Here is an 18,708-nt window from a genome sequence, read left to right on the forward strand (position 1 = left end):
ATTTACACCGAACTACGCAAAGCTTCGGCTTTGTCGGTTTGTTCCCATGGGAATTCATTTCGGCCAAAATGCCCGTATGCCGCTGTTGCTTGATAAATCGGGCGCTCTAAGTCGAGCATTTGAATAAGCCCGTAAGGGCGCAAGTCAAAATGCTCGCGTACTAAGCGGATTAGCGTTTCTTCCGAATGTACGCTGGTGCCGAAAGTGTCGATACTAATAGAGGTAGGTTCAGCAACGCCAATGGCATAAGACACTTGCAGTTCGCACCGCTTGGCAAGCCCAGCCGCAACGAGGTTTTTCGCCACATAACGTGCCGCGTACGCAGCGCTACGGTCTACTTTTGACGGATCTTTGCCCGAAAAAGCACCGCCGCCGTGGCGTGCCATACCGCCGTAGGTATCGACAATAATTTTGCGCCCGGTTAAACCGCAGTCACCCATTGGGCCGCCGATCACGAAACGGCCGGTTGGGTTAATGTGAAACTTTGTGTCTTTGTGTAGCCACTCGCTAGGTAAAACCGGCTTGATAATGGTTTCCATAACCGCTTCACGTAAATCTGCAAGGCCGATGTCTTCGTGATGCTGAGTGGAGAGCACAACTGCGTCTATCGCCACGGGAACACCGTTTTCGTACACGAAAGTAAGTTGGCTTTTTGCGTCTGGGCGCAACCAGCTAAGTTGGTTACGACGCACTTCCGCTTGGCGCTCAACTAACTTGTGAGCATACATGATGGGCGCGGGCATAAGCGCTTCGGTTTCGTCGCTGGCATAACCAAACATTAAACCTTGGTCGCCGGCACCTTGCTCAGCAGGGTCGCCGCGATCAACCCCTTGGTTGATGTCGGGCGACTGCTTGCCAATAGCGTTGAGCACCGCGCAGCTGTCGGCGTCGAATCCCATTTCTGAACTGGTGTAACCAATGCGACGAACTGTATTTCGGGTCAGCTCTTCAATATCGACCCATGCAGAGGTATTAATTTCACCCCCAACTAGCACCATTCCGGTTTTTACAAGGGTTTCGCAGGCCACTCGAGCGCGTGGATCTTGCTCTAAAATAGCGTCGAGAACTGCGTCAGAAATTTGGTCAGCAATTTTATCGGGGTGGCCTTCAGAGACCGACTCGGAAGTAAATACATGGCGTGTCATAGGAATCCGCTTTTATCTAGTGAACCGTTAGAGTTCGGGTACGTAGTTAATTGCCAATAAGACTACTCGAAAAAAGAAAAAAAATCCACATTTAGACGTCTATCTGTCTAAATGAATAAAGATCGGGTTGTTATTTGCGCCAATGCAACGAATGTAAGACAATATCGCGCGCTCGCCGGATGCGTTCGCATCCGCTCATCTGCTTTCGATAAAGAGGAACTGTGCATGACCGATCGTCGCTACCTAGCTAATGCTATTCGAGCCCTAAGTATGGACGCTGTTCAACAAGCCAAGTCGGGACACCCTGGCGCACCCATGGGAATGGCTGATATTGCCGAAGTGCTATGGCGCGACTACCTGGTGCATAATCCACGCAATCCCGATTGGGCTAACCGCGACCGCTTTGTGTTGTCTAACGGCCACGGGTCCATGCTCATTTATTCACTGCTACACTTGTCGGGTTACGACTTACCTATTGAAGAGCTCAAAGCCTTCCGCCAGCTCCACTCAAAAACTCCGGGGCATCCTGAATTTGGTTATACACCGGGCGTTGAAACCACCACAGGGCCGTTAGGCCAAGGTATTTCGAATGCAGTGGGTATGGCACTTGCCGAGAAAGTGTTGGCGGCACAGTTTAATCGTGACGAGCACGCTATTGTTGATCACTATACTTACACGTTTTTAGGTGACGGCTGTTTAATGGAGGGCATTTCCCACGAAGTCTGCTCGCTCGCCGGCACCTTAGGTTTAGGCAAGTTGATTGCCTTTTGGGACGACAACGGCATTTCTATTGACGGTGAAGTGGAAGGTTGGTTTACCGACAATACCCCGCAGCGCTTTGAAAGTTACGGCTGGCAGGTTATTGCAAATGTAGATGGCCACGATAGGGACGCGGTTGCCAAGGCCATTGAAGCGGCACGTGCCGAGCCGAACAAGCCCACACTTATTTGCTGTAAAACCGTTATTGGGTTTGGTGCGCCGAACAAGCAAGGGAGCGAAAGCTGCCATGGTGCGCCACTCGGTGATGACGAAATAGCCGCCGCTCGGGAAAACCTAAACTGGCCGCATGCGCCGTTCGACATACCTGCAGAGGTTATGGCGGCGTGGTCGGCTGTCGCTAAAGGTGCTGAACAAGAACAAGCGTGGAACGAAAAAATGCGCGCTTATGCAGCGGCATATCCAGAGCTTGCTGCAGAGTTCAAGCGCCGCATGGCGGGTGAGCTGCCGCAAAACTGGCATGCTGACATACAACAATGGTTGGCGAACTTACAAGCAAACCCTGAAAAAATTGCAACGCGAAAGGCGTCGCAAAATGCATTGAACGCGATTGGCCCTATGCTACCCGAATTGCTCGGTGGTTCGGCCGACCTCGCGGGTTCAAACCTGACCATTTGGAAAGACTCTAAGCCGCTTACCGCAACTGACGCAAGCGGTAATTATGTGTACTACGGGGTACGCGAATTTGGTATGTCGGCCATTATGAATGGCGTGATGCTGCATGGTGGTTTCCGCCCATACGGCGCAACCTTCCTGATGTTTATGGAATATGCGCGCAACGCCGTGCGCATGTCGGCGCTGATGAAACAGCCGGTTATTTATGTGTATACCCATGACTCTATTGGCTTAGGTGAAGACGGCCCAACCCACCAACCGGTGGAGCAAATGGCGAGCCTACGGCAAACACCGAACCTGCAGAGCTGGCGCCCATGTGACCAAGTTGAGTCTGCAGTAGCGTGGATAGCGGCGGTTGAGCGCCAAGACGGCCCGTCGGCATTGGTGTTCACTCGCCAAGGCTTACCGCAAATGGACCGTAGTGCAGAGCAGTTAGCGAATATTCGGAAAGGCGGTTATGTGCTCCGCGATTGCTCTGGCACGCCGAGCCTTATTTTGATTGCGACAGGCTCTGAAGTGGAGTTAGCGATGAATGCAGTGCCGGTACTTGAAGCGAAAGGCGAGCAAGTTCGCGTAGTTTCAATGCCGTCTACCTGTGTATTTGAGCAGCAAAGCGCCGATTATCGAGAGTCGGTGCTGCCTAACGCTGTGCGTCGCCGCATTGCTGTTGAAGCGGGCATAGCCGACTACTGGAATAAATATGTAGGGCTCGATGGTCGGGTGTTGGGAATGACTACTTTTGGTGAGTCCGCGCCTGCAGACGACCTGTTTGCGCACTTCGGCTTTACCGTAGAGCGCATTGTAGAACTCGCAGCTGAGGTGTAATACGCGTGACACCTATTCGTGTTGCTATTAATGGCTTTGGTCGCATTGGTCGCAGTGTCTTGCGGGCATTGTTTGAGTCTGAGCGCGACGGCCTTATAGAGATTGTCGCCGTAAATGAGCTGGCGCCTGCCGAGTCGATGCTACACCTGTTGCAGTACGACTCTACCCATGGGCGCTTTGCGTTTCCGGCTACCTTACTTAAAGACACAGAGCTTAACGACGTAGCACTTAACGACACAGAGCACAGTGAGCAATCAACGAACTATGTGTTAGCAGTGGGTAAGCAACGTATTCGAGTGCTGCACGAAAGTAATATTGCGGCGTTGCCTTGGCAAGCCTTACAAGTAGACGTGGTGTTGGAATGCACTGGTGTTTACAACAGCCGAGACGACGCCAAAGCGCATATTCAGGCAGGTGCTAAGCGTGTGTTATTCTCACACCCAGCTTCGCCAGACGTCGATTTCACGCTTATTCAAGGGGTAAATCATGCGCAGCTTACCGCGGCGCATGAGATTGTGTCGAACGGCTCGTGCACCACGAACTGTATTGTGCCGGTGATTCAAGCGTTGGATTTAGCATTTGGGGTGGAAAGCGGCACCATAACAACGATTCACTCGGTAATGAACGATCAACAGGTAATCGACAGTTATCACGACAATTTGCGTTTATCACGCGCCTCGTCGCAGTCGATCATTCCGGTGGATACACGGTTAGCGCGAGGCATAGAGCGTATTTTACCGAAGTTTGCTGGGCGTTTTGAAGCCATAGCGGTGCGGGTGCCTACCACCAACGTAACGGCTATGGACTTGAGTGTTACGCTGGCCTCTGAGGTGTCGATAGCACAGGTGAACCAAGCATTAGCGAAAGCAGCAGCGGGCTCACTGCGGGGTGTGTTGGGCTACACTGAAGCGCCATTAGTTTCAGCCGATTTTAATCATGATGCCCGCTCTTGCATTGTTGACGGTACGCAAACCCGAGTAAGCCACAAGCGCTTGGTAAAGGTGTTAACGTGGTGCGATAACGAGTGGGGATTTGCCAACCGAATGCTGGATACAGCAATCGACATGGGCGAACGGCTGCAGCAAGATTTGACTACATTGAGGAATGAATAATGACGATAAAATTAATGGATGATTTGGAGCTTCGTGGCAAACGAGTGCTAATTCGTGAAGACCTGAATGTTCCAGTAAAAGACGGCAAAGTGACCTCCGACGCTCGCCTGCGAGCGGCGTTACCTACACTGGTGAAGGCGCTCGAGCAAGGTGCAAAAGTAATGGTGATGTCGCACCTAGGGCGCCCCGAAGAAGGCCAGTACGACCCAGAATACTCCATGGCGCCGGTGGTGAAGTACCTCGCTGAGCATTTACAATTTCCAGTGCGCTTAGAAAGCGACTATTTAAATGGCGTTGAGCTTGCCGGTGGCGAACTGGTCGTGTTTGAAAATGTACGTTTTAATGTGGGTGAGAAAAAGAATGATCCGGAGCTGGCCAAGAAAATGGCGAAGCTTTGCGATATTTTTGTAATGGACGCTTTTGGCACCGCGCACCGCGCCCAAGCCTCGACCTACGGTGTTGCACAATACGCACCAATTGCCTGCGCTGGCCCGCTACTGGCGGCAGAACTCGATGCCTTAGGCAAGGCACTTGAAAACCCGAAAAGGCCCTTAGTTGCCATTGTTGGGGGCTCCAAAGTGTCTACCAAACTTATGGTTTTAAATTCCTTGGTGCGTAAAGTCGACCAACTCATTGTTGGTGGCGGTATTGCCAATACCTTTATTGCGGCGGCTGGCCACGGTGTTGGCAAGTCACTTTATGAGCAAGACCTAGTGGCGGAAGCGCAGCGACTCGCAGAGTCGGCGAAAACGCGTGGCGCACAAATTCCGGTACCGAGTGATGTAGTGGTGGGTGATCGCTTCGCTGAAGACGCTGCGGCAACTACCAAAGCGGTGAGCGATGTGGCGGATGCAGATATGATTTTCGATATTGGTCCGAACACTTCGGCACACTTAGCGGAAATTTTAAAAACCGCGGGTACTATTGTGTGGAATGGGCCAGTAGGGGTTTTTGAATTTGAGCAGTTTGGCGCAGGCACTAAAACCTTAGCGCATGCTATTGCAGAAAGTAATGCATTTAGTATTGCTGGCGGCGGTGATACATTGGCAGCAATAGACACCTATGGTATTGCAGATCAAATTTCCTATATTTCAACGGGCGGCGGTGCTTTCCTTGAGTTTTTAGAAGGAAAAACGCTGCCGGCGGTTGCAATCTTACAAGCCCGTGGGCAAGATTCTTAAGTTTATAAAATTAGAAAAAGAGTAAAGGAGTTTACGAATGGCACTTATTTCAATGCGGCAAATGCTCGACCACGCAGCTGAGCACGGTTATGGCGTACCGGCATTTAACGTGAATAACCTCGAGCAAATGCGGGCAATTATGGAAGCCGCACACGAAACCGACAGCCCCGTGATTGTGCAGGCTTCGGCAGGTGCGCGCAAATACGCGGGCGCTCCATTTCTTCGCCATCTCATTCAAGCGGCGATTGAAGAATTTCCGCATATTCCAGTGGTAATGCACCAAGACCATGGAACGTCACCGGCAGTTTGCCAACGCTCTATTCAATTAGGTTTTAGTTCAGTAATGATGGACGGCTCGTTGCGCGAAGACGGGAAAACTCCTGCGGATTATGACTACAACGTTGACGTAACGCGTCGCGTTGTTGAAATGGCGCATGCGTGTGGTGTGTCTGTGGAAGGTGAACTGGGTTGCTTGGGTTCGCTTGAAACCGGCCAAGCAGGTGAAGAAGACGGCGTTGGCGCGGAAGGTACTTTGAGCCATGATCAATTGCTTACGGATCCGGAAGAAGCTGCAGAATTCGTGAAAGCGACACAAGTAGATGCGTTAGCCATCGCCTGTGGAACCTCACACGGTGCCTATAAGTTTACGCGCCCACCTACCGGCGATATTTTGTCAATTGACCGCATTAAAGATATTCATGCACGCATTCCGAACACGCACCTTGTAATGCACGGCTCTTCGTCAGTGCCACAAGAATGGCTGGCCATTATTAATGAGTTTGGTGGTGAAATTCCGGAAACTTATGGTGTTCCTGTCGAGCAAATTCAAGAAGGCATTCGCCATGGTGTTCGTAAAGTGAATATCGACACCGATTTGCGTTTAGCCTCTACTGGTGCGATTCGCCGTTTCCTTGCACAAAATAAATCTGAGTTTGACCCACGCAAATACTTTGCTGTGGCCACGCAAGCCATGAAGGAAATTTGTATCGCACGTTACGAAGCATTCGGTACTGCGGGCAACGCAAGTAAAATAAAAGCCGACTCGCTTGAACTGATGTTCCAACGTTACGAGCGCGGTGAACTGAAAGCGGTTATAAAATAAGTTCCGTAGTGGAGAGAAAGCGCGGCATGGCCGTCGTGCTTTCTTTGCTAAAAGAGGTACGCAGTGCCGCGTAACTTTTGTTACACTATGAAAAATAGCATAGTTCGAGAATAAATCTGGGGGATTCGTGCGGTTAGCTCTTGTTGCTTTAGCTTTGGTGGGTGCGTCGGTGAGTACATTCGCGGTTGCGGCACCAGCACCATTCATGTTCGATGATATTCAAGATGTCGATCCAGCCATAGAAGAAGAAAAGTGGGGCGCGAGTGCCGAGTTTGGCTATTTGATGCGCTCAGGTAATACCGATTCCACCTCGTACAAAGTAAAACTCGATTTGTCGCGAGATTCACAAAAGTGGCGCCATCGTTCTACCATTGACTACTACCGTGCGGAGCGTGATCTTGAAGGTGGTGGAACCGCGGTAGATGCCGATCGATTCTTCGCTTCGTTACAGTCAAACCGACGTATTGGTGAGACTAAGAATTCATCGTTCTTTCTTTATGGCTCTTACGAAGACGACCGCCTAAATAGCTACGACTACCAAGCAACGTTAGCAGCCGGTTACGGTGCGCGTTATCGACATAATGATGATATTTATGCCGACTTTGAAATTGGTCCGGGTATGTCATATCGGGTACTCTCAGCTACCGGGGAAAGTGACAGTGACGCGATTTTGCGTTTAGCCACCAATATTGACTGGACCATTTCAGAAACGTCCAAATTCACGCAGTTGATTTCGACTGAAATAAGTGAAGACAATACCCGTTCTCGAGCCGTTTCTGCGTTAACTGCGAACCTCAATTCGCGCTTAGCTATGCGCTTGAGTTTAACGCTCACACACAATAGCACGGTAACTCCGCAGGCTTCGGGTCGGCTGCCAGAGAAGCTGGACACCGAAACGGCGGTAACTTTGGTGTACACGTTTTAAGTAACAGGAGCATTCGCCTTAATGAAGCAGGTTAATAAACTGTCGAGGCTGAAGTTGCTCGAAATCATAAATCGACTCGACTTCTTCAGGCAATTTTCGCTTGAAGAACGTCGTTTGTTGCTCGACGATCGGCTTGAAGTTTATTTTTGTAAACAGAACTTTCGTGTGTTTCGCGAAGGCGAAGTTGACGCTACCTTTTATTTAGTATTAAACGGGCGCATTCGCATTGTGCAGCAGGGCCGAAACCGAATTCTCGGTGTTGTGGGGGCCGGCGATTTCCTTGGTGAGGGCGCGTTTATTACCCAAGCGCCCCGTAGCGCTTCGGCTGTTGCCGAAGAAGACTCTTTACTGCTTCGGCTCGACATAAATGCACTTCGCTCCCTCTCTTCAGCTACCCGTGAAAAAGTAAAAGATGCTATTATAGCCGGCATGGCAAAACGTATTGTTCAATTGAATGAGCGCTTACAATCTTTGGTGTAGGCACTCCTAATTTCCTTGTGGCTGTTATGCAACTTTCTGACTTCTATTTTGAGCTCCCCGACCAGCTCATTGCCCGTTATCCACAAAAAGAGCGCTCAAGTAGCCGTTTGTTGGTGTTAAACGGTGAATCGGGGCAACTTCAGCATAAACAATTCAAAAACTTACTCGATTTTGTAAAGCCCGGCGACCTTATGGTGTTTAACGACACGCGGGTTATTCCAGCGCGTTTGTTGGGGCAGAAGATTTCCGGTGGCAATGTTGAAGTGTTGGTAGAGCGCGTGCTCGACGAGCATCGTGTGTTAGCACATGTGCGCAGTAATCGTTCACCGAAAGCGGGTGCGCAGTTGGTCTTAGAGCAGAGTGTTCAGGTAAGGGTACTCGGCCGCCAAGAGGCGCTGTTCGAGTTAGAGTTTGATCACCAAAAAACGGTGCTCGAATGGCTTGAAGAATATGGCCACATGCCACTTCCGCCTTATATTGATCGACCCGACGAAGCGTCTGATCGTGAACGTTATCAAACGGTTTACAATCAAAAGCCAGGCGCGGTAGCGGCACCCACCGCCGGTCTACACTTTGATCAACCGCTATTGAGCGAATTAACCGCCAAAGGTGTTGAGTTTGCGCACGTGACCCTACATGTGGGAGCGGGTACCTTCCAACCGGTGCGAGTTGACAACGTGCTCGAGCATAAAATGCACAGCGAGTATGCTGAGGTGCCGGATCATGTGGTGGCAGCGGTGGAAGCGACAAAGGAACGTGGTGGCCGTGTTATTGCTGTGGGTACAACCTCGGTGCGTTCGTTGGAGTCGGCGGCGCACTTCTCGCCTACCGGGAGTATTGCTCCGCTGCATGGTGACACGGATATTTTTATTTACCCTGGCTATGAATTTAAAGTGGTCGACGCCATGATTACAAATTTCCACTTGCCGGAGTCTACCCTAATTATGTTGGTTTCTGCGTTCGCGGGTTACGAAGCCATTATGCACGCCTATAGAAGCGCGATTGAGCATGAATATCGCTTTTTCAGCTATGGCGACGCCATGTTCATTACCCGCAAGCCTTAAATAGAGAAGAAATAATGAGTCGAATGAAATTTGAGTTACTCGCGAACGAAGGTAAAGCCCGCCGTGGGCGTTTAACGTTCCCGCGCGGTACCGTTGAAACGCCAGCCTTTATGCCCGTAGGAACCTTAGGAACGGTTAAAGGCATGACGCCGGAAGAGCTCGAAGACACTGGCGCAGAAATTTGCTTGGGCAATACGTTCCACCTCATGCTGCGTCCTGGCACCAGTATTGTGAAAGCGCATGGCGACTTGCACGACTTTATGCACTGGAACAAGCCTATTTTGACTGACTCGGGCGGCTTCCAAGTGTTTAGTTTAGGCGAACTCAGAAAAATCACTGAGGAAGGGGCAACGTTCCGCTCGCCGATTAACGGTGAGAAAATACTACTTACGCCAGAGAAGTCGATGGAAGTGCAGCGTGATCTAGGCTCAGACATCGTAATGATTTTTGACGAGTGTACGCCACACCCTGCCACGCACGAACAGGCGCGGGTGTCGATGGAACTGTCGCTGCGCTGGGCAGAGCGCTCGAAGATTGCTCATGAAGGGAACGACGCCGCATTGTTCGGTATTATTCAGGGCGGCATGTACGAAGAACTACGTAATATTTCGCTACAAGGGCTAGAAGCCATCGGCTTCGACGGCTATGCCATCGGTGGTCTGTCGGTGGGCGAACCGAAAGAAGACATGATGCGCATTCTTGATCACATTACCCCGCAAATGCCGGTTCATAAGCCACGTTATTTAATGGGCGTTGGTAAGCCAGAAGATTTAGTGGAAGCAGTACGCCGTGGCGTAGACATGTTCGACTGTGTGATGCCCACACGGAATGCACGCAACGGACACTTGTTTACTTCGGAAGGAGTGATAAAGATTCGTAACGCTCGGCACCGTACCGACACCAGTGCCTTGGATCCTGAATGTGATTGCTACACCTGTAAGCATTATTCGCGAGCTTATTTACACCATTTAGATCGCTGTAACGAGATTATGGGTGCACGTTTGAACACCATTCATAATTTGCACTACTACCAGCATGTCATGCGCTCGATGCGTAGCGCTATTGAGGCCGGTACGTTCGGCGATTTCGTGGAAAGTTTTTATGCCAAGCGTAATTTGCCGGTGCCGGAATTACCCAACGCAGACACTGGGGCAGAATAGCGTGCATAGTGACGGCTTTTCACCTGCAATTAAACCCGTTGTGGTTGAACTCGAGTTACGCTTTGGCACGCGTACAGAACGCCTACGCGGTGTGTTGGTAGGGCAGCGCCCGCCCGAGTATTTAATTGTGGAAGTGTCGAAGAAACACGACTGGAATAAAGTGAAACCTTGGTTCGACGAGTGTTCTAATGTTGTTGTGCGCGGCGTACTTGAGCAAGGTAAGATCGTCGCTGCGGTAAGTTCTTATCTGAGCAGCGCAGCGCGCCCCCAACGACTGGTATTTCTTACTTACCCGCGGCGTTTTGAAACGCGTGGCTTACGCGAGGCACCGCGGTTAGAAACCGAGCTCGACGCAATTATCCGCCCAAGCGCAAAACACGAATCGGTATTTTCCGGCGCTAATGGCATAGGTGAGCTCCGCGGCACCATTCGCGATATTTCACGCGGCGGCATGGGCTTTAAGGCACCGGCGAATGACCCACTACCTCTCGACAAAATGAACGGCGCGGTAGTGGACGTAGAGATTATCGACAACGGACGGCCTGTTTTTAAAACTCAATGCGAACTGCGCGGGGTTAAAACACAAGGCAATATGCTGAATACCGGTTTAGTGGTGGATAAGAACGATAAACGCTATTTAGCAGCACTTGACGATCTGATCTTGCGATCAAAATTGATCCAACAAGCCTTCGGCCGTTAGAATTTCAATTCTAGGCTTTACAGCTGTTCGTTATTTGTTTAGAATTCAGCACCAATTTTTTCCGAGTTTGGTTATTCTTAACCCGAAACTTTGGCGGGTTAACAACATAACTATTTGATATGATTTTGAGGTGAGGGGCTAATGCCAGCAGTTAAATTGAAAGAAAACGAGCCATTTGACGTAGCACTGCGTCGTTTTAAGCGTTCTTGCGAAAAAGCAGGCGTGTTGTCTGAAGTTCGTAGCCGTGAATTCTACGAAAAGCCAACGTCTGAGCGTAAGCGTAAAAAAGCAGCAGCTGTAAAACGTCATGCCAAGAAGTTGGCTCGTGAGAATGCTCGCCGCACTCGCTTATACTAAGCACCGCTTTATTGCTTAGTAACTTGCTGACAATACACTCGTTATCATTTGCTACCAATAATGAAACAAAAGTGTAAGCAGCAGCCAAAAAACCGTGGTTAACACGGTTTTTTTGTGCCCGTAATCAGAGTACATTAACGCCATGGCCGGACGCATTCCAAAAGACTTTATTCAAGACCTCGTTGCACGTGCAGACATTCAGTCTGTGGTGGAGTCACGCGTGCCCTTGAAAAAAGCAGGGCGGAATTATCAGGCCTGTTGCCCTTTTCATGGCGAAAAAACGCCGTCGTTTACAGTTGCGCCAGACAAGCAGTTTTATCATTGCTTTGGCTGCGGTGCTCACGGTAATGCGATTGATTTTATAATGGAATATGACGGTCTGGAATTTCCGGATGCGGTTGAAGTTCTTGCCCAAGAGCTTGGCTTAACCGTTCCCCGTGAAAAAGGCAGCGGTGGGCCACAGCGCGATCGAGCGGAGATAGAAGACGATTTTGCTGTAATGGAACAGGCCGCGCAGTTTTTTCAACAGCAATTACGCGAGCATGCAAAGTCGGCAAGCGTTATCGCCTATTTAAAACAGCGTGGCATAACCGGTGAAACGGCAAAGCGTTTTGGTATTGGCTACGCGCCGGAGCAATGGGACGCCGTGCTGCGTAAATTCGGCGGCCAGAAAAAGCGCGAAGAGCAATTGCTAGCGCTGAAATTAATTACCGAAAACGATCGTGGCAAACGCTTCGACTTTTTTCGTGATCGGCTAATGTTTCCAATTCGAGATCGCCGCGGCCGCGTTGTTGGTTTCGGTGGCCGCGTGCTCTCTAGCGAGCAAAGTCCAAAATATTTAAATTCACCTGAAACACGCTTATTTCATAAAGGCCGCGAACTTTATGGCTTTTACGAAATGAAGCAACAAGACCGCTCGCCCGACCATGTGATCATTGTGGAGGGGTACATGGATGTGGTTGCCCTTTCGCAATACGGTGTAAATAATGCCGTTGCGGCATTGGGCACGGCAGCAACACCTGAACATTTGCAGTTATTGTTTCGCCAGGCGCCGCGGGTAGTCTGTTGCTTTGACGGCGATAGGGCTGGGCGAGATGCCGCATGGCGCGCGCTAGAAAACGCCTTGCCCTTGCTTAAAGACGGGCAAGATATACAGTTTCTATTTTTACCCGACGGCGAAGACCCCGACACCATTGTGCAAAAGGAAGGTGCTGCAGGATTCCAAGCGCGCGTTGCTCAAGCCGTGGAACTAAAACGCTACTTTTTCGATCACTTGGCGGAGTCCATCGATTTAAGCCAAGACGCCGGAAAAGCGGCGTTGGTAGCGCAAGCCAAGCCGTTAATTGAGAAAATGCAAAGTTTGTTCTTTCGGGAACTGTTACTTGAAGAACTCGCGCGTCGGCTTGGTCGTGATGTGGCCCAGCTCGACCAATGGATTGCGAAACCAGCACCCCGACGCATGCCTGAGCAGTCGACTAAGCAAGTTACGCCAGTGGTTCGTGCGATCGGTTTACTCTTGCAATATCCCGAATTGGGCGCATTAGTGCCGGTGAATCCTATTTTGGAAGAATTGAAAATGGAAGGCGCAAAAATCTTCGTCGCCTTGCACAAGCAAACTCATAGCCGCAAATACACTTCAGCAGCATTGCTCGAGGAGTGGCGCGGAACTCGGCACGAGGAGAGTTTGCGGCGGTTAGCGCAGTGGCAGCACCAAGTTTTAGAGGAAAATAGGGAAGCAGAATTCAAACAAACCTACCGGTTTTTGATCAATAAATATCTGGAACAACGGTACGAATTATTAAAAGCAACCCCGGTGGAAGCACTCACAAAAGACAAGGTGCGTGAGATGGAGCAACTGCTGCGTGCGTTGAAAAGTGAGCAATCTCCCACACATTAAACTAAATTTATTCTAATCTCAGCTGGCTGAATTTCCGTATATTTGTTATACTGTGCGGTCATTCTAACGCATTCTACAAATCAATTTTATTGAGGTGAAGGCCTGTATGCAGACTCGGCAGTCGCAACTGAAACTTCTTATTGCCAAAGGCAAAGAGCAAGGTTACTTAACGTTTTCTGAGGTGAATGATCATCTCCCTCAAGATATCGTTGACTCCGATCAGATCGAAGACATTATTCGAATGATCAACGACATGGGCATAAAGGTGTTTGAAAGCGCACCCGACGCCGATGACCTCATGATGAGCGAAGATACCGCAGACGAAGATGCGGCGGAAGCTGCAGCTGCGGCATTGGCCACGGTAGAAAGCGAAATTGGCCGTACCACCGATCCGGTACGCATGTACATGCGTGAAATGGGTACGGTTGAACTGCTCACCCGCGAAGGCGAAATTAACATCGCCAAGCGTATTGAAGACGGTATTAACCAAGTACAGTGCTCTGTGGCAGAATACCCGGAAGCGATCAACTTTCTCTTAGAACAGTGGGACGCGTTCGAAGCAGAGCAATTGCGTTTAACCGAAATTATTTCCGGCTTTATTGATCCGAACGAAGTTGATGAAGCACCAGTGAGTGCAACCCATGTGGGCTCGGAATTGAGCACAGAACAGCTTGAAGATGCCGACGACGACAGCGACGACGATGACGATGACACGTCCGACGACGACGCCGATACGGGTATTGATCCGGAAGTAGCGCGGGAGAAGTTCTCTGAGTTGCGCAAGCAATACGAAGCAACCCGCGCGGCCATCAAGAAACACGGTCGCGGTCACGACAAAGCGCGTGTTGAAATCGAGCAACTCAGCGAATTGTTCAAGCAATTCCGTTTAGTACCCAAGCAGTTCGACCGTTTAGTGCGCGACATGCGCGAAATGATGGACCGTGTTCGAGTGCAAGAGCGGCTCATTATGAAGCTTTGCTTAGAGCAAGCCAAAGTGCCGAAGCGCGCGTTTGTACAAGCGTTCTCGGGTAACGAAACCAATATGTCGTGGTTCGAAGTGCTGCTCGAAAAAGGCGCAGGTGACGGCGAAGTATTAACCGAGCATCGTGAAGAAGTAGATCGTAGCATTCAGAAATTACGTTCTATTGCGGAAGAAACAGGGCTCTCAATAGCAAACGTAAAAGACATCAACCGCCGTATGTCGATTGGTGAAGCGAAAGCACGCCGCGCCAAGAAAGAAATGGTGGAAGCGAACTTACGTTTGGTTATTTCAATCGCGAAAAAGTACACCAACCGTGGCTTGCAGTTCCTCGACCTTATTCAAGAAGGGAACATTGGCTTGATGAAAGCGGTGGACAAGTTTGAATACCGCCGTGGTTATAAATTTTCTACCTATGCAACATGGTGGATTCGCCAAGCAATTACCCGCTCGATTGCAGACCAAGCGCGCACCATTCGTATTCCGGTGCACATGATTGAGACTATTAATAAACTTAATCGTATTTCGCGCCAAATGCTGCAGGAAATGGGGCGTGAGCCACACCCAGAAGAATTGGCAGAGCGCATGGCGATGCCAGAAGACAAAATTCGCAAGGTGTTGAAAATTGCCAAAGAGCCCATTTCAATGGAAACCCCTATTGGCGACGACGAAGATTCGCATTTAGGCGATTTTATTGAAGACACGACCCTAGATTTGCCGGTTGACGCAGCGACTGCGGAGAGCCTGCAAAACGCGGTACGTGATGTGCTGGGCGGCCTTACCGCACGCGAAGCAAAAGTGCTGCGCATGCGCTTTGGTATCGACATGAACACCGATCATACGCTGGAAGAAGTCGGCAAGCAGTTCGACGTAACCCGTGAGCGGATTCGTCAAATTGAAGCCAAAGCACTTCGTAAGCTGCGCCACCCAAGCCGCAGCGAACAGCTAAAAAGCTTCCTCGACGAATAATTGCACAACTAGTTGAAAAAGCGCCTTCGGGCGCTTTTTTGTTGGCTATGATTTGGGTATACTTGCCGCCGCTTCAACAAAAAGCATTAAACCTACCCAAGGCCCCTTAGCTCAGTTGGTTAGAGCACCCGACTCATAATCGGTAGGTCCCCAGTTCAAGTCTGGGAGGGGCCACCATTTTCAAGTATTACTTCAAAAGCAAAGAAAGAGCACCCAACTCTGCTCTCAGCAACCCGAGCCATATCCCCAGTTCAAGTCTGGGAGGGGCCACCATTTTCAAGCACTGCTGCAAGAACAAAGAAAGAGCAGCCGACTCTGCTCTCAGTAACCCGAGCCATATCCCCAGTTCAAGTCTGGGAGGGGCCACCATTTTTAAACATTCCTGCAAAAGCAAAGAAAGAGCAGCCGACTCTGCTCTCAGCAACCCGGGCCATATCCCCAGTTCAAGTCTGGGAGGGGCCATCATTAATTTTTGAACTGTTTTGCTCGGTACAGAGCTTCTTTTGCACTGCGAATGAGGTCGAAACTGGAATGGGCTTGTTCGGGGTAACTGGCGCAGCCGATAGCGAGGTTAATCTTCACCGGCTCGGGTTTGTTGGTGTGTTGTAAGCTAAAGGTTTCGTTACTAACGTCGTGATTGATCACTTCTGCAAAGGCCTGTGCTTGGCTGGTGTCTATGTCGGGCACTACAAAAAGAAATTTGTCGCCGCCGAATCGAAACAGCAAATCTGAACTGCGTCGGTTGGCGCGGAAAAACTGACCTAGCCAACGCAGTAATTCGTCACCGGCTTGGTGGCCTAATGTCTCATTGAGCGATTTGAAATTCTGGATGTCGAGTATAAGTATGCTCAGTGGGTGCTGAGTTCGTTTTGCACGAGCGAGCTCATGATTCAGAAACTCTTCAACATGCCGTTTATTGAGCAGGCCGGTCAGAGGGTCTCGCATCGAGTCTTCTTGTAATTGACGCTGCAATAGGTCGAGTTCGCGTACCTTACTTTCGAGTTTATGACGACTTGACTCGAGCGACTCTTGAATAGATTTACGCAAGCTGATATTGCGACTAATACCGCCAATGTAGGTTTTTTCGGGGTCGGGCGCGTTAAACCGAAATAAGCTGGTTTCAAAAACGTCGAACGCGAACTCGGTGCCCCCGCTGTCTTCTTCGTAAATTACATGTTTACCGGTATCGAGAACGCCTTGATATGTATTTACTATGCGCTCGGCCGTGTCGTTATTACCTAAGAGCTCGCGAATGGTTTTACCAATAACCTGTTGGCTTGGAAGGCGAAGAAAATTCAGCATAGCTTGGTTACTTGCAACAATTCGAAAGTCGCCATTCGAGGTGGGTTCAGCAATAAAAATATGGTCTCGCAGTTGGTCGAGATAAGCGACAAGCGACGAGGCGCTAACCTGAAACTCGGGTGTAATCATAATGCCTATGTGCTCGGTAACGTTCGCAGGCATTTGCGAACGTTTCTGTAAATCTTTCTGTAAACATTGGTTAAGCGTACTTTAGTAAACGCTTTGAGTCATTCTTTAATACAGGCTCTGTAGCAAACTACACTGCAGATTAGCACTCTAGTATGCGTTCGCTCAACAGGTTCTTGCGTGTTCGCAGCGGCGTAATTTGTGTATGATAACCGCACACCAAATTTGGTCCTTACATAATAATAAATGAGGAGCTCAACACTCATGAAAGGAATTAAATTAGCCCCAATGCTAGCTCTCCCTGCACTGGCGATGGCTTTATTGGCATGTTCGCCGGCGAATAACAACAGCGCGACAACGAACGACACTGTGCAACCGATACAGGCCGTAAGCGGTGCTGAAGCCCGTTTTGATATCTACCAGCCGGTTATTATGGATGTGGACCTTAGCCATCTGAGCGCGCAGCAGCTCCAGTTAGTCGGCACACTGATTGAAGCGTCTGAAATAATGGACGACTTGTTTTGGCAGCAAACTTTTTCTGGCGACAAAACGACATTTTTGGCGCGTATAACTGAGCCTCATGCACGTCGTTTTGCTGAGATTAACTACGGCCCTTGGGATCGGTTGAATAACGAAGCGCCGTTTTTACAAGGCTTTGATGAAAAGCCATTGGGAGCGAATTTTTACCCTGCCGATATGACCCGCGAAGAATTCCAGCAGTTCGACAGTGCCGATAAAACCAGTTTGTATACGTTGTTAAGACGCAATAGTGAAGGCGAACTCTATACCGTTTCGTACAGCGAAGCGTATCAAGCTGAGTTAACACGCGCGGCAAATTTACTGAGGGAAGCGGCGAACCTTACCGAGAGTGAGGCATTTGCCGACTATTTGCGGCTGCGTGCCGACGCGTTTCTAACCGACCAATACCGGGCCTCTGATTATGCTTGGATGGACGTTCGAGATAACTTGATTGACGTGATTATAGGCCCAATTGAAACTTACGAAGATCGATTATTTGGATACAAAGCTGGGTTCGAAAGTTATGTGTTGTTAAAAGACCTGGAGTGGAGCGAACGGCTCGCGGTTTACGCAGAAACCTTGCCGTCGTTACAGCGCGGCTTGCCGGTAGAAGACATTTATAAAGCAGAAGAGCCTGGCTCGGACGCGCAGCTGAATGCCTACGATGTGCTCTATTATGCTGGACATTCGAATGCTGGGAGCAAAACCATTGCGGTAAATTTACCCAACGACGAGGAAGTTCAACTGGCTAAAGGCACCCGTCGTTCACAGCTAAAAAATGCAATGCGGGCCAAGTTTGACGGTATTTTAATTCCCATTGCCGACCAGCTGATTGTGCCGGAACAACGCCAACACATTACCTTTGATGCTTTCTTTGCCAATACAATGTTCCATGAGGTTGCGCATGGATTAGGGATTAAAAACACCATTAATGGTAAAGGTACGGTACGTGAAGCGCTCCTTGAATACGCGTCACCGATAGAAGAGGGCAAGGCGGATATTCTTGGTCTGTACATGGTTACTCAGCTCTTGGAAGAGGGCATTCTCGAAGAGGGTGAGCTTGAAGATTATTACGTAACCTTCCTCGCGGGTATTTTTCGCTCGGTTCGCTTTGGTGCTTCAAGTGCTCATGGTATGGCGAACATGATTCGCTTTAATTATTTTGAACAAGCGGGTGCCTTCGTGCGCAATAGTAACGGCCAGTATGCAGTAGATATGGCCAATATGCGCCAAGCCATGAACGACTTGTCGGGTTTAATCTTGCGCCTACAAGGGGACGGCGATTACCAAGGGGTGGCAACGCTCTTTGCAGAGATGGGGCACGTGAGCGACACCTTAGCGCTTGATCTTGAACGTTTGTCGCAAGCTGAAATTCCAGTAGATGTGCATTTTGAGCAAGGCAAACAGGTGCTGGGTATCAGCAACTAAACTCTCATCTACAACAGGCTATCGGTTGGTGTAATTCGCTAACCG

15 protein-coding genes and 1 tRNA gene are annotated in these 18,708 nt (G+C 49.8%); 14 read left to right on the forward strand and 2 right to left on the reverse strand.

The genetic code is table 11. From position 1 onward, the window contains the following. Window positions 1-2: 2 nt before the first annotated feature. Window positions 3-1,145, reverse strand: a complete 1,143-nt coding sequence (gene metK, locus DQW12_RS11025) for a methionine adenosyltransferase (RefSeq protein WP_113907928.1) — start codon at window positions 1,143-1,145, stop codon at window positions 3-5. A gap of 225 nt (window positions 1,146-1,370) precedes the next feature. Between metK and tkt the strand changes: the two genes are divergently transcribed. The 13 genes from tkt (at window position 1,371) to DQW12_RS11090 (ending at window position 15,465) form a co-directional block, all read left to right on the forward strand. Then, window positions 1,371-3,362 (forward strand): transketolase, encoded by a 1,992-nt coding sequence (tkt, locus tag DQW12_RS11030; RefSeq protein WP_113907929.1) that lies wholly within the window; start codon window positions 1,371-1,373, stop codon window positions 3,360-3,362. A gap of 5 nt (window positions 3,363-3,367) precedes the next feature. Continuing rightward, window positions 3,368-4,474: an erythrose-4-phosphate dehydrogenase gene (gene epd, locus DQW12_RS11035; RefSeq protein WP_232819957.1), complete on the forward strand. Its 1,107-nt coding sequence runs from the start codon at window positions 3,368-3,370 to the stop codon at window positions 4,472-4,474. Then, window positions 4,474-5,655 (forward strand): phosphoglycerate kinase, encoded by a 1,182-nt coding sequence (locus DQW12_RS11040; protein WP_113907930.1) that lies wholly within the window; start codon window positions 4,474-4,476, stop codon window positions 5,653-5,655. The genes epd and DQW12_RS11040 overlap by 1 nt, the downstream gene beginning before the upstream one ends. 37 nt (window positions 5,656-5,692) lie before the next feature. Next, window positions 5,693-6,757, forward strand: coding sequence for a class II fructose-bisphosphate aldolase (fba, locus tag DQW12_RS11045; RefSeq protein ID WP_113907931.1), 1,065 nt, complete (start codon window positions 5,693-5,695; stop codon window positions 6,755-6,757). Window positions 6,758-6,884: 127 nt separating this feature from the next. Further along, on the forward strand, window positions 6,885-7,682 hold the full coding sequence (locus DQW12_RS11050; protein WP_232819959.1) for a DUF481 domain-containing protein: 798 nt from the start codon (window positions 6,885-6,887) through the stop codon (window positions 7,680-7,682). Window positions 7,683-7,703: 21 nt separating this feature from the next. Then, window positions 7,704-8,162: a Crp/Fnr family transcriptional regulator gene (locus DQW12_RS11055; RefSeq protein WP_113907932.1), complete on the forward strand. Its 459-nt coding sequence runs from the start codon at window positions 7,704-7,706 to the stop codon at window positions 8,160-8,162. Between the two features lie 26 nt (window positions 8,163-8,188). Next, on the forward strand, window positions 8,189-9,226 hold the full coding sequence (gene queA / locus DQW12_RS11060) for a tRNA preQ1(34) S-adenosylmethionine ribosyltransferase-isomerase QueA (protein ID WP_113907933.1): 1,038 nt from the start codon (window positions 8,189-8,191) through the stop codon (window positions 9,224-9,226). A 23-nt stretch (window positions 9,227-9,249) separates the two neighbouring features. Next, complete coding sequence (gene tgt / locus DQW12_RS11065; protein ID WP_113907934.1) at window positions 9,250-10,386, forward strand: tRNA guanosine(34) transglycosylase Tgt; 1,137 nt, start codon at window positions 9,250-9,252, stop codon at window positions 10,384-10,386. A 1-nt stretch (window position 10,387) separates the two neighbouring features. Continuing rightward, a complete protein-coding gene (locus tag DQW12_RS11070; protein ID WP_157957912.1) occupies window positions 10,388-11,086 on the forward strand; it encodes a PilZ domain-containing protein in 699 nt (232 codons plus the stop codon). Between the two features lie 141 nt (window positions 11,087-11,227). Then, window positions 11,228-11,443: a 30S ribosomal protein S21 gene (gene rpsU / locus DQW12_RS11075; protein WP_072154847.1), complete on the forward strand. Its 216-nt coding sequence runs from the start codon at window positions 11,228-11,230 to the stop codon at window positions 11,441-11,443. 142 nt (window positions 11,444-11,585) lie between these two features. Next, entirely contained in the window at window positions 11,586-13,340 is a 1,755-nt protein-coding gene (dnaG, locus tag DQW12_RS11080) for a DNA primase (protein ID WP_113907936.1), read from the forward strand. A gap of 106 nt (window positions 13,341-13,446) precedes the next feature. Next, on the forward strand, window positions 13,447-15,288 hold the full coding sequence (gene rpoD / locus DQW12_RS11085; RefSeq protein ID WP_113907937.1) for an RNA polymerase sigma factor RpoD: 1,842 nt from the start codon (window positions 13,447-13,449) through the stop codon (window positions 15,286-15,288). Window positions 15,289-15,388: 100 nt separating this feature from the next. Then, window positions 15,389-15,465, forward strand: a tRNA-Ile gene (locus DQW12_RS11090). A 288-nt stretch (window positions 15,466-15,753) separates the two neighbouring features. On the opposite strand, the gene DQW12_RS11100 is transcribed toward DQW12_RS11090, so the two are convergent. Continuing rightward, complete coding sequence (locus DQW12_RS11100; protein WP_113907939.1) at window positions 15,754-16,752, reverse strand: sensor domain-containing diguanylate cyclase; 999 nt, start codon at window positions 16,750-16,752, stop codon at window positions 15,754-15,756. Between the two features lie 228 nt (window positions 16,753-16,980). Here DQW12_RS11100 and DQW12_RS11105 point away from each other — a divergent pair, with 228 nt between their 5' ends. After that, the gene (locus tag DQW12_RS11105) at window positions 16,981-18,663 is read left to right on the forward strand and encodes a DUF8614 domain-containing protein (protein ID WP_113907940.1); all 1,683 of its coding nucleotides are present in this window, start codon (window positions 16,981-16,983) and stop codon (window positions 18,661-18,663) included. Window positions 18,664-18,708: the final 45 nt, after the last annotated feature.

The sequence above is a fragment of the Aliidiomarina celeris genome (assembly GCF_003316875.1).
In the GTDB taxonomy this organism is placed as follows: Bacteria; Pseudomonadota; Gammaproteobacteria; order Enterobacterales; family Alteromonadaceae; genus Aliidiomarina; species Aliidiomarina celeris.

Coding starts and splice junctions, on each gene's coding strand:
- queA (WP_113907933.1), top strand. CDS start 8,189: ATGCAACTTTCTGACTTCTATTTTGAGCTCCCCGACCAGCTCATTGCC.
- dnaG (WP_113907936.1), top strand. CDS start 11,586: ATGGCCGGACGCATTCCAAAAGACTTTATTCAAGACCTCGTTGCACGT.
- tkt (WP_113907929.1), top strand. CDS start 1,371: ATGACCGATCGTCGCTACCTAGCTAATGCTATTCGAGCCCTAAGTATG.
- metK (WP_113907928.1), bottom strand. CDS start 1,145: ATGACACGCCATGTATTTACTTCCGAGTCGGTCTCTGAAGGCCACCCC.
- DQW12_RS11100 (WP_113907939.1), bottom strand. CDS start 16,752: ATGCCTGCGAACGTTACCGAGCACATAGGCATTATGATTACACCCGAG.
- tgt (WP_113907934.1), top strand. CDS start 9,250: ATGAAATTTGAGTTACTCGCGAACGAAGGTAAAGCCCGCCGTGGGCGT.
- DQW12_RS11055 (WP_113907932.1), top strand. CDS start 7,704: ATGAAGCAGGTTAATAAACTGTCGAGGCTGAAGTTGCTCGAAATCATA.
- DQW12_RS11105 (WP_113907940.1), top strand. CDS start 16,981: ATGAAAGGAATTAAATTAGCCCCAATGCTAGCTCTCCCTGCACTGGCG.
- DQW12_RS11040 (WP_113907930.1), top strand. CDS start 4,474: ATGACGATAAAATTAATGGATGATTTGGAGCTTCGTGGCAAACGAGTG.
- rpsU (WP_072154847.1), top strand. CDS start 11,228: ATGCCAGCAGTTAAATTGAAAGAAAACGAGCCATTTGACGTAGCACTG.
- rpoD (WP_113907937.1), top strand. CDS start 13,447: ATGCAGACTCGGCAGTCGCAACTGAAACTTCTTATTGCCAAAGGCAAA.
- fba (WP_113907931.1), top strand. CDS start 5,693: ATGGCACTTATTTCAATGCGGCAAATGCTCGACCACGCAGCTGAGCAC.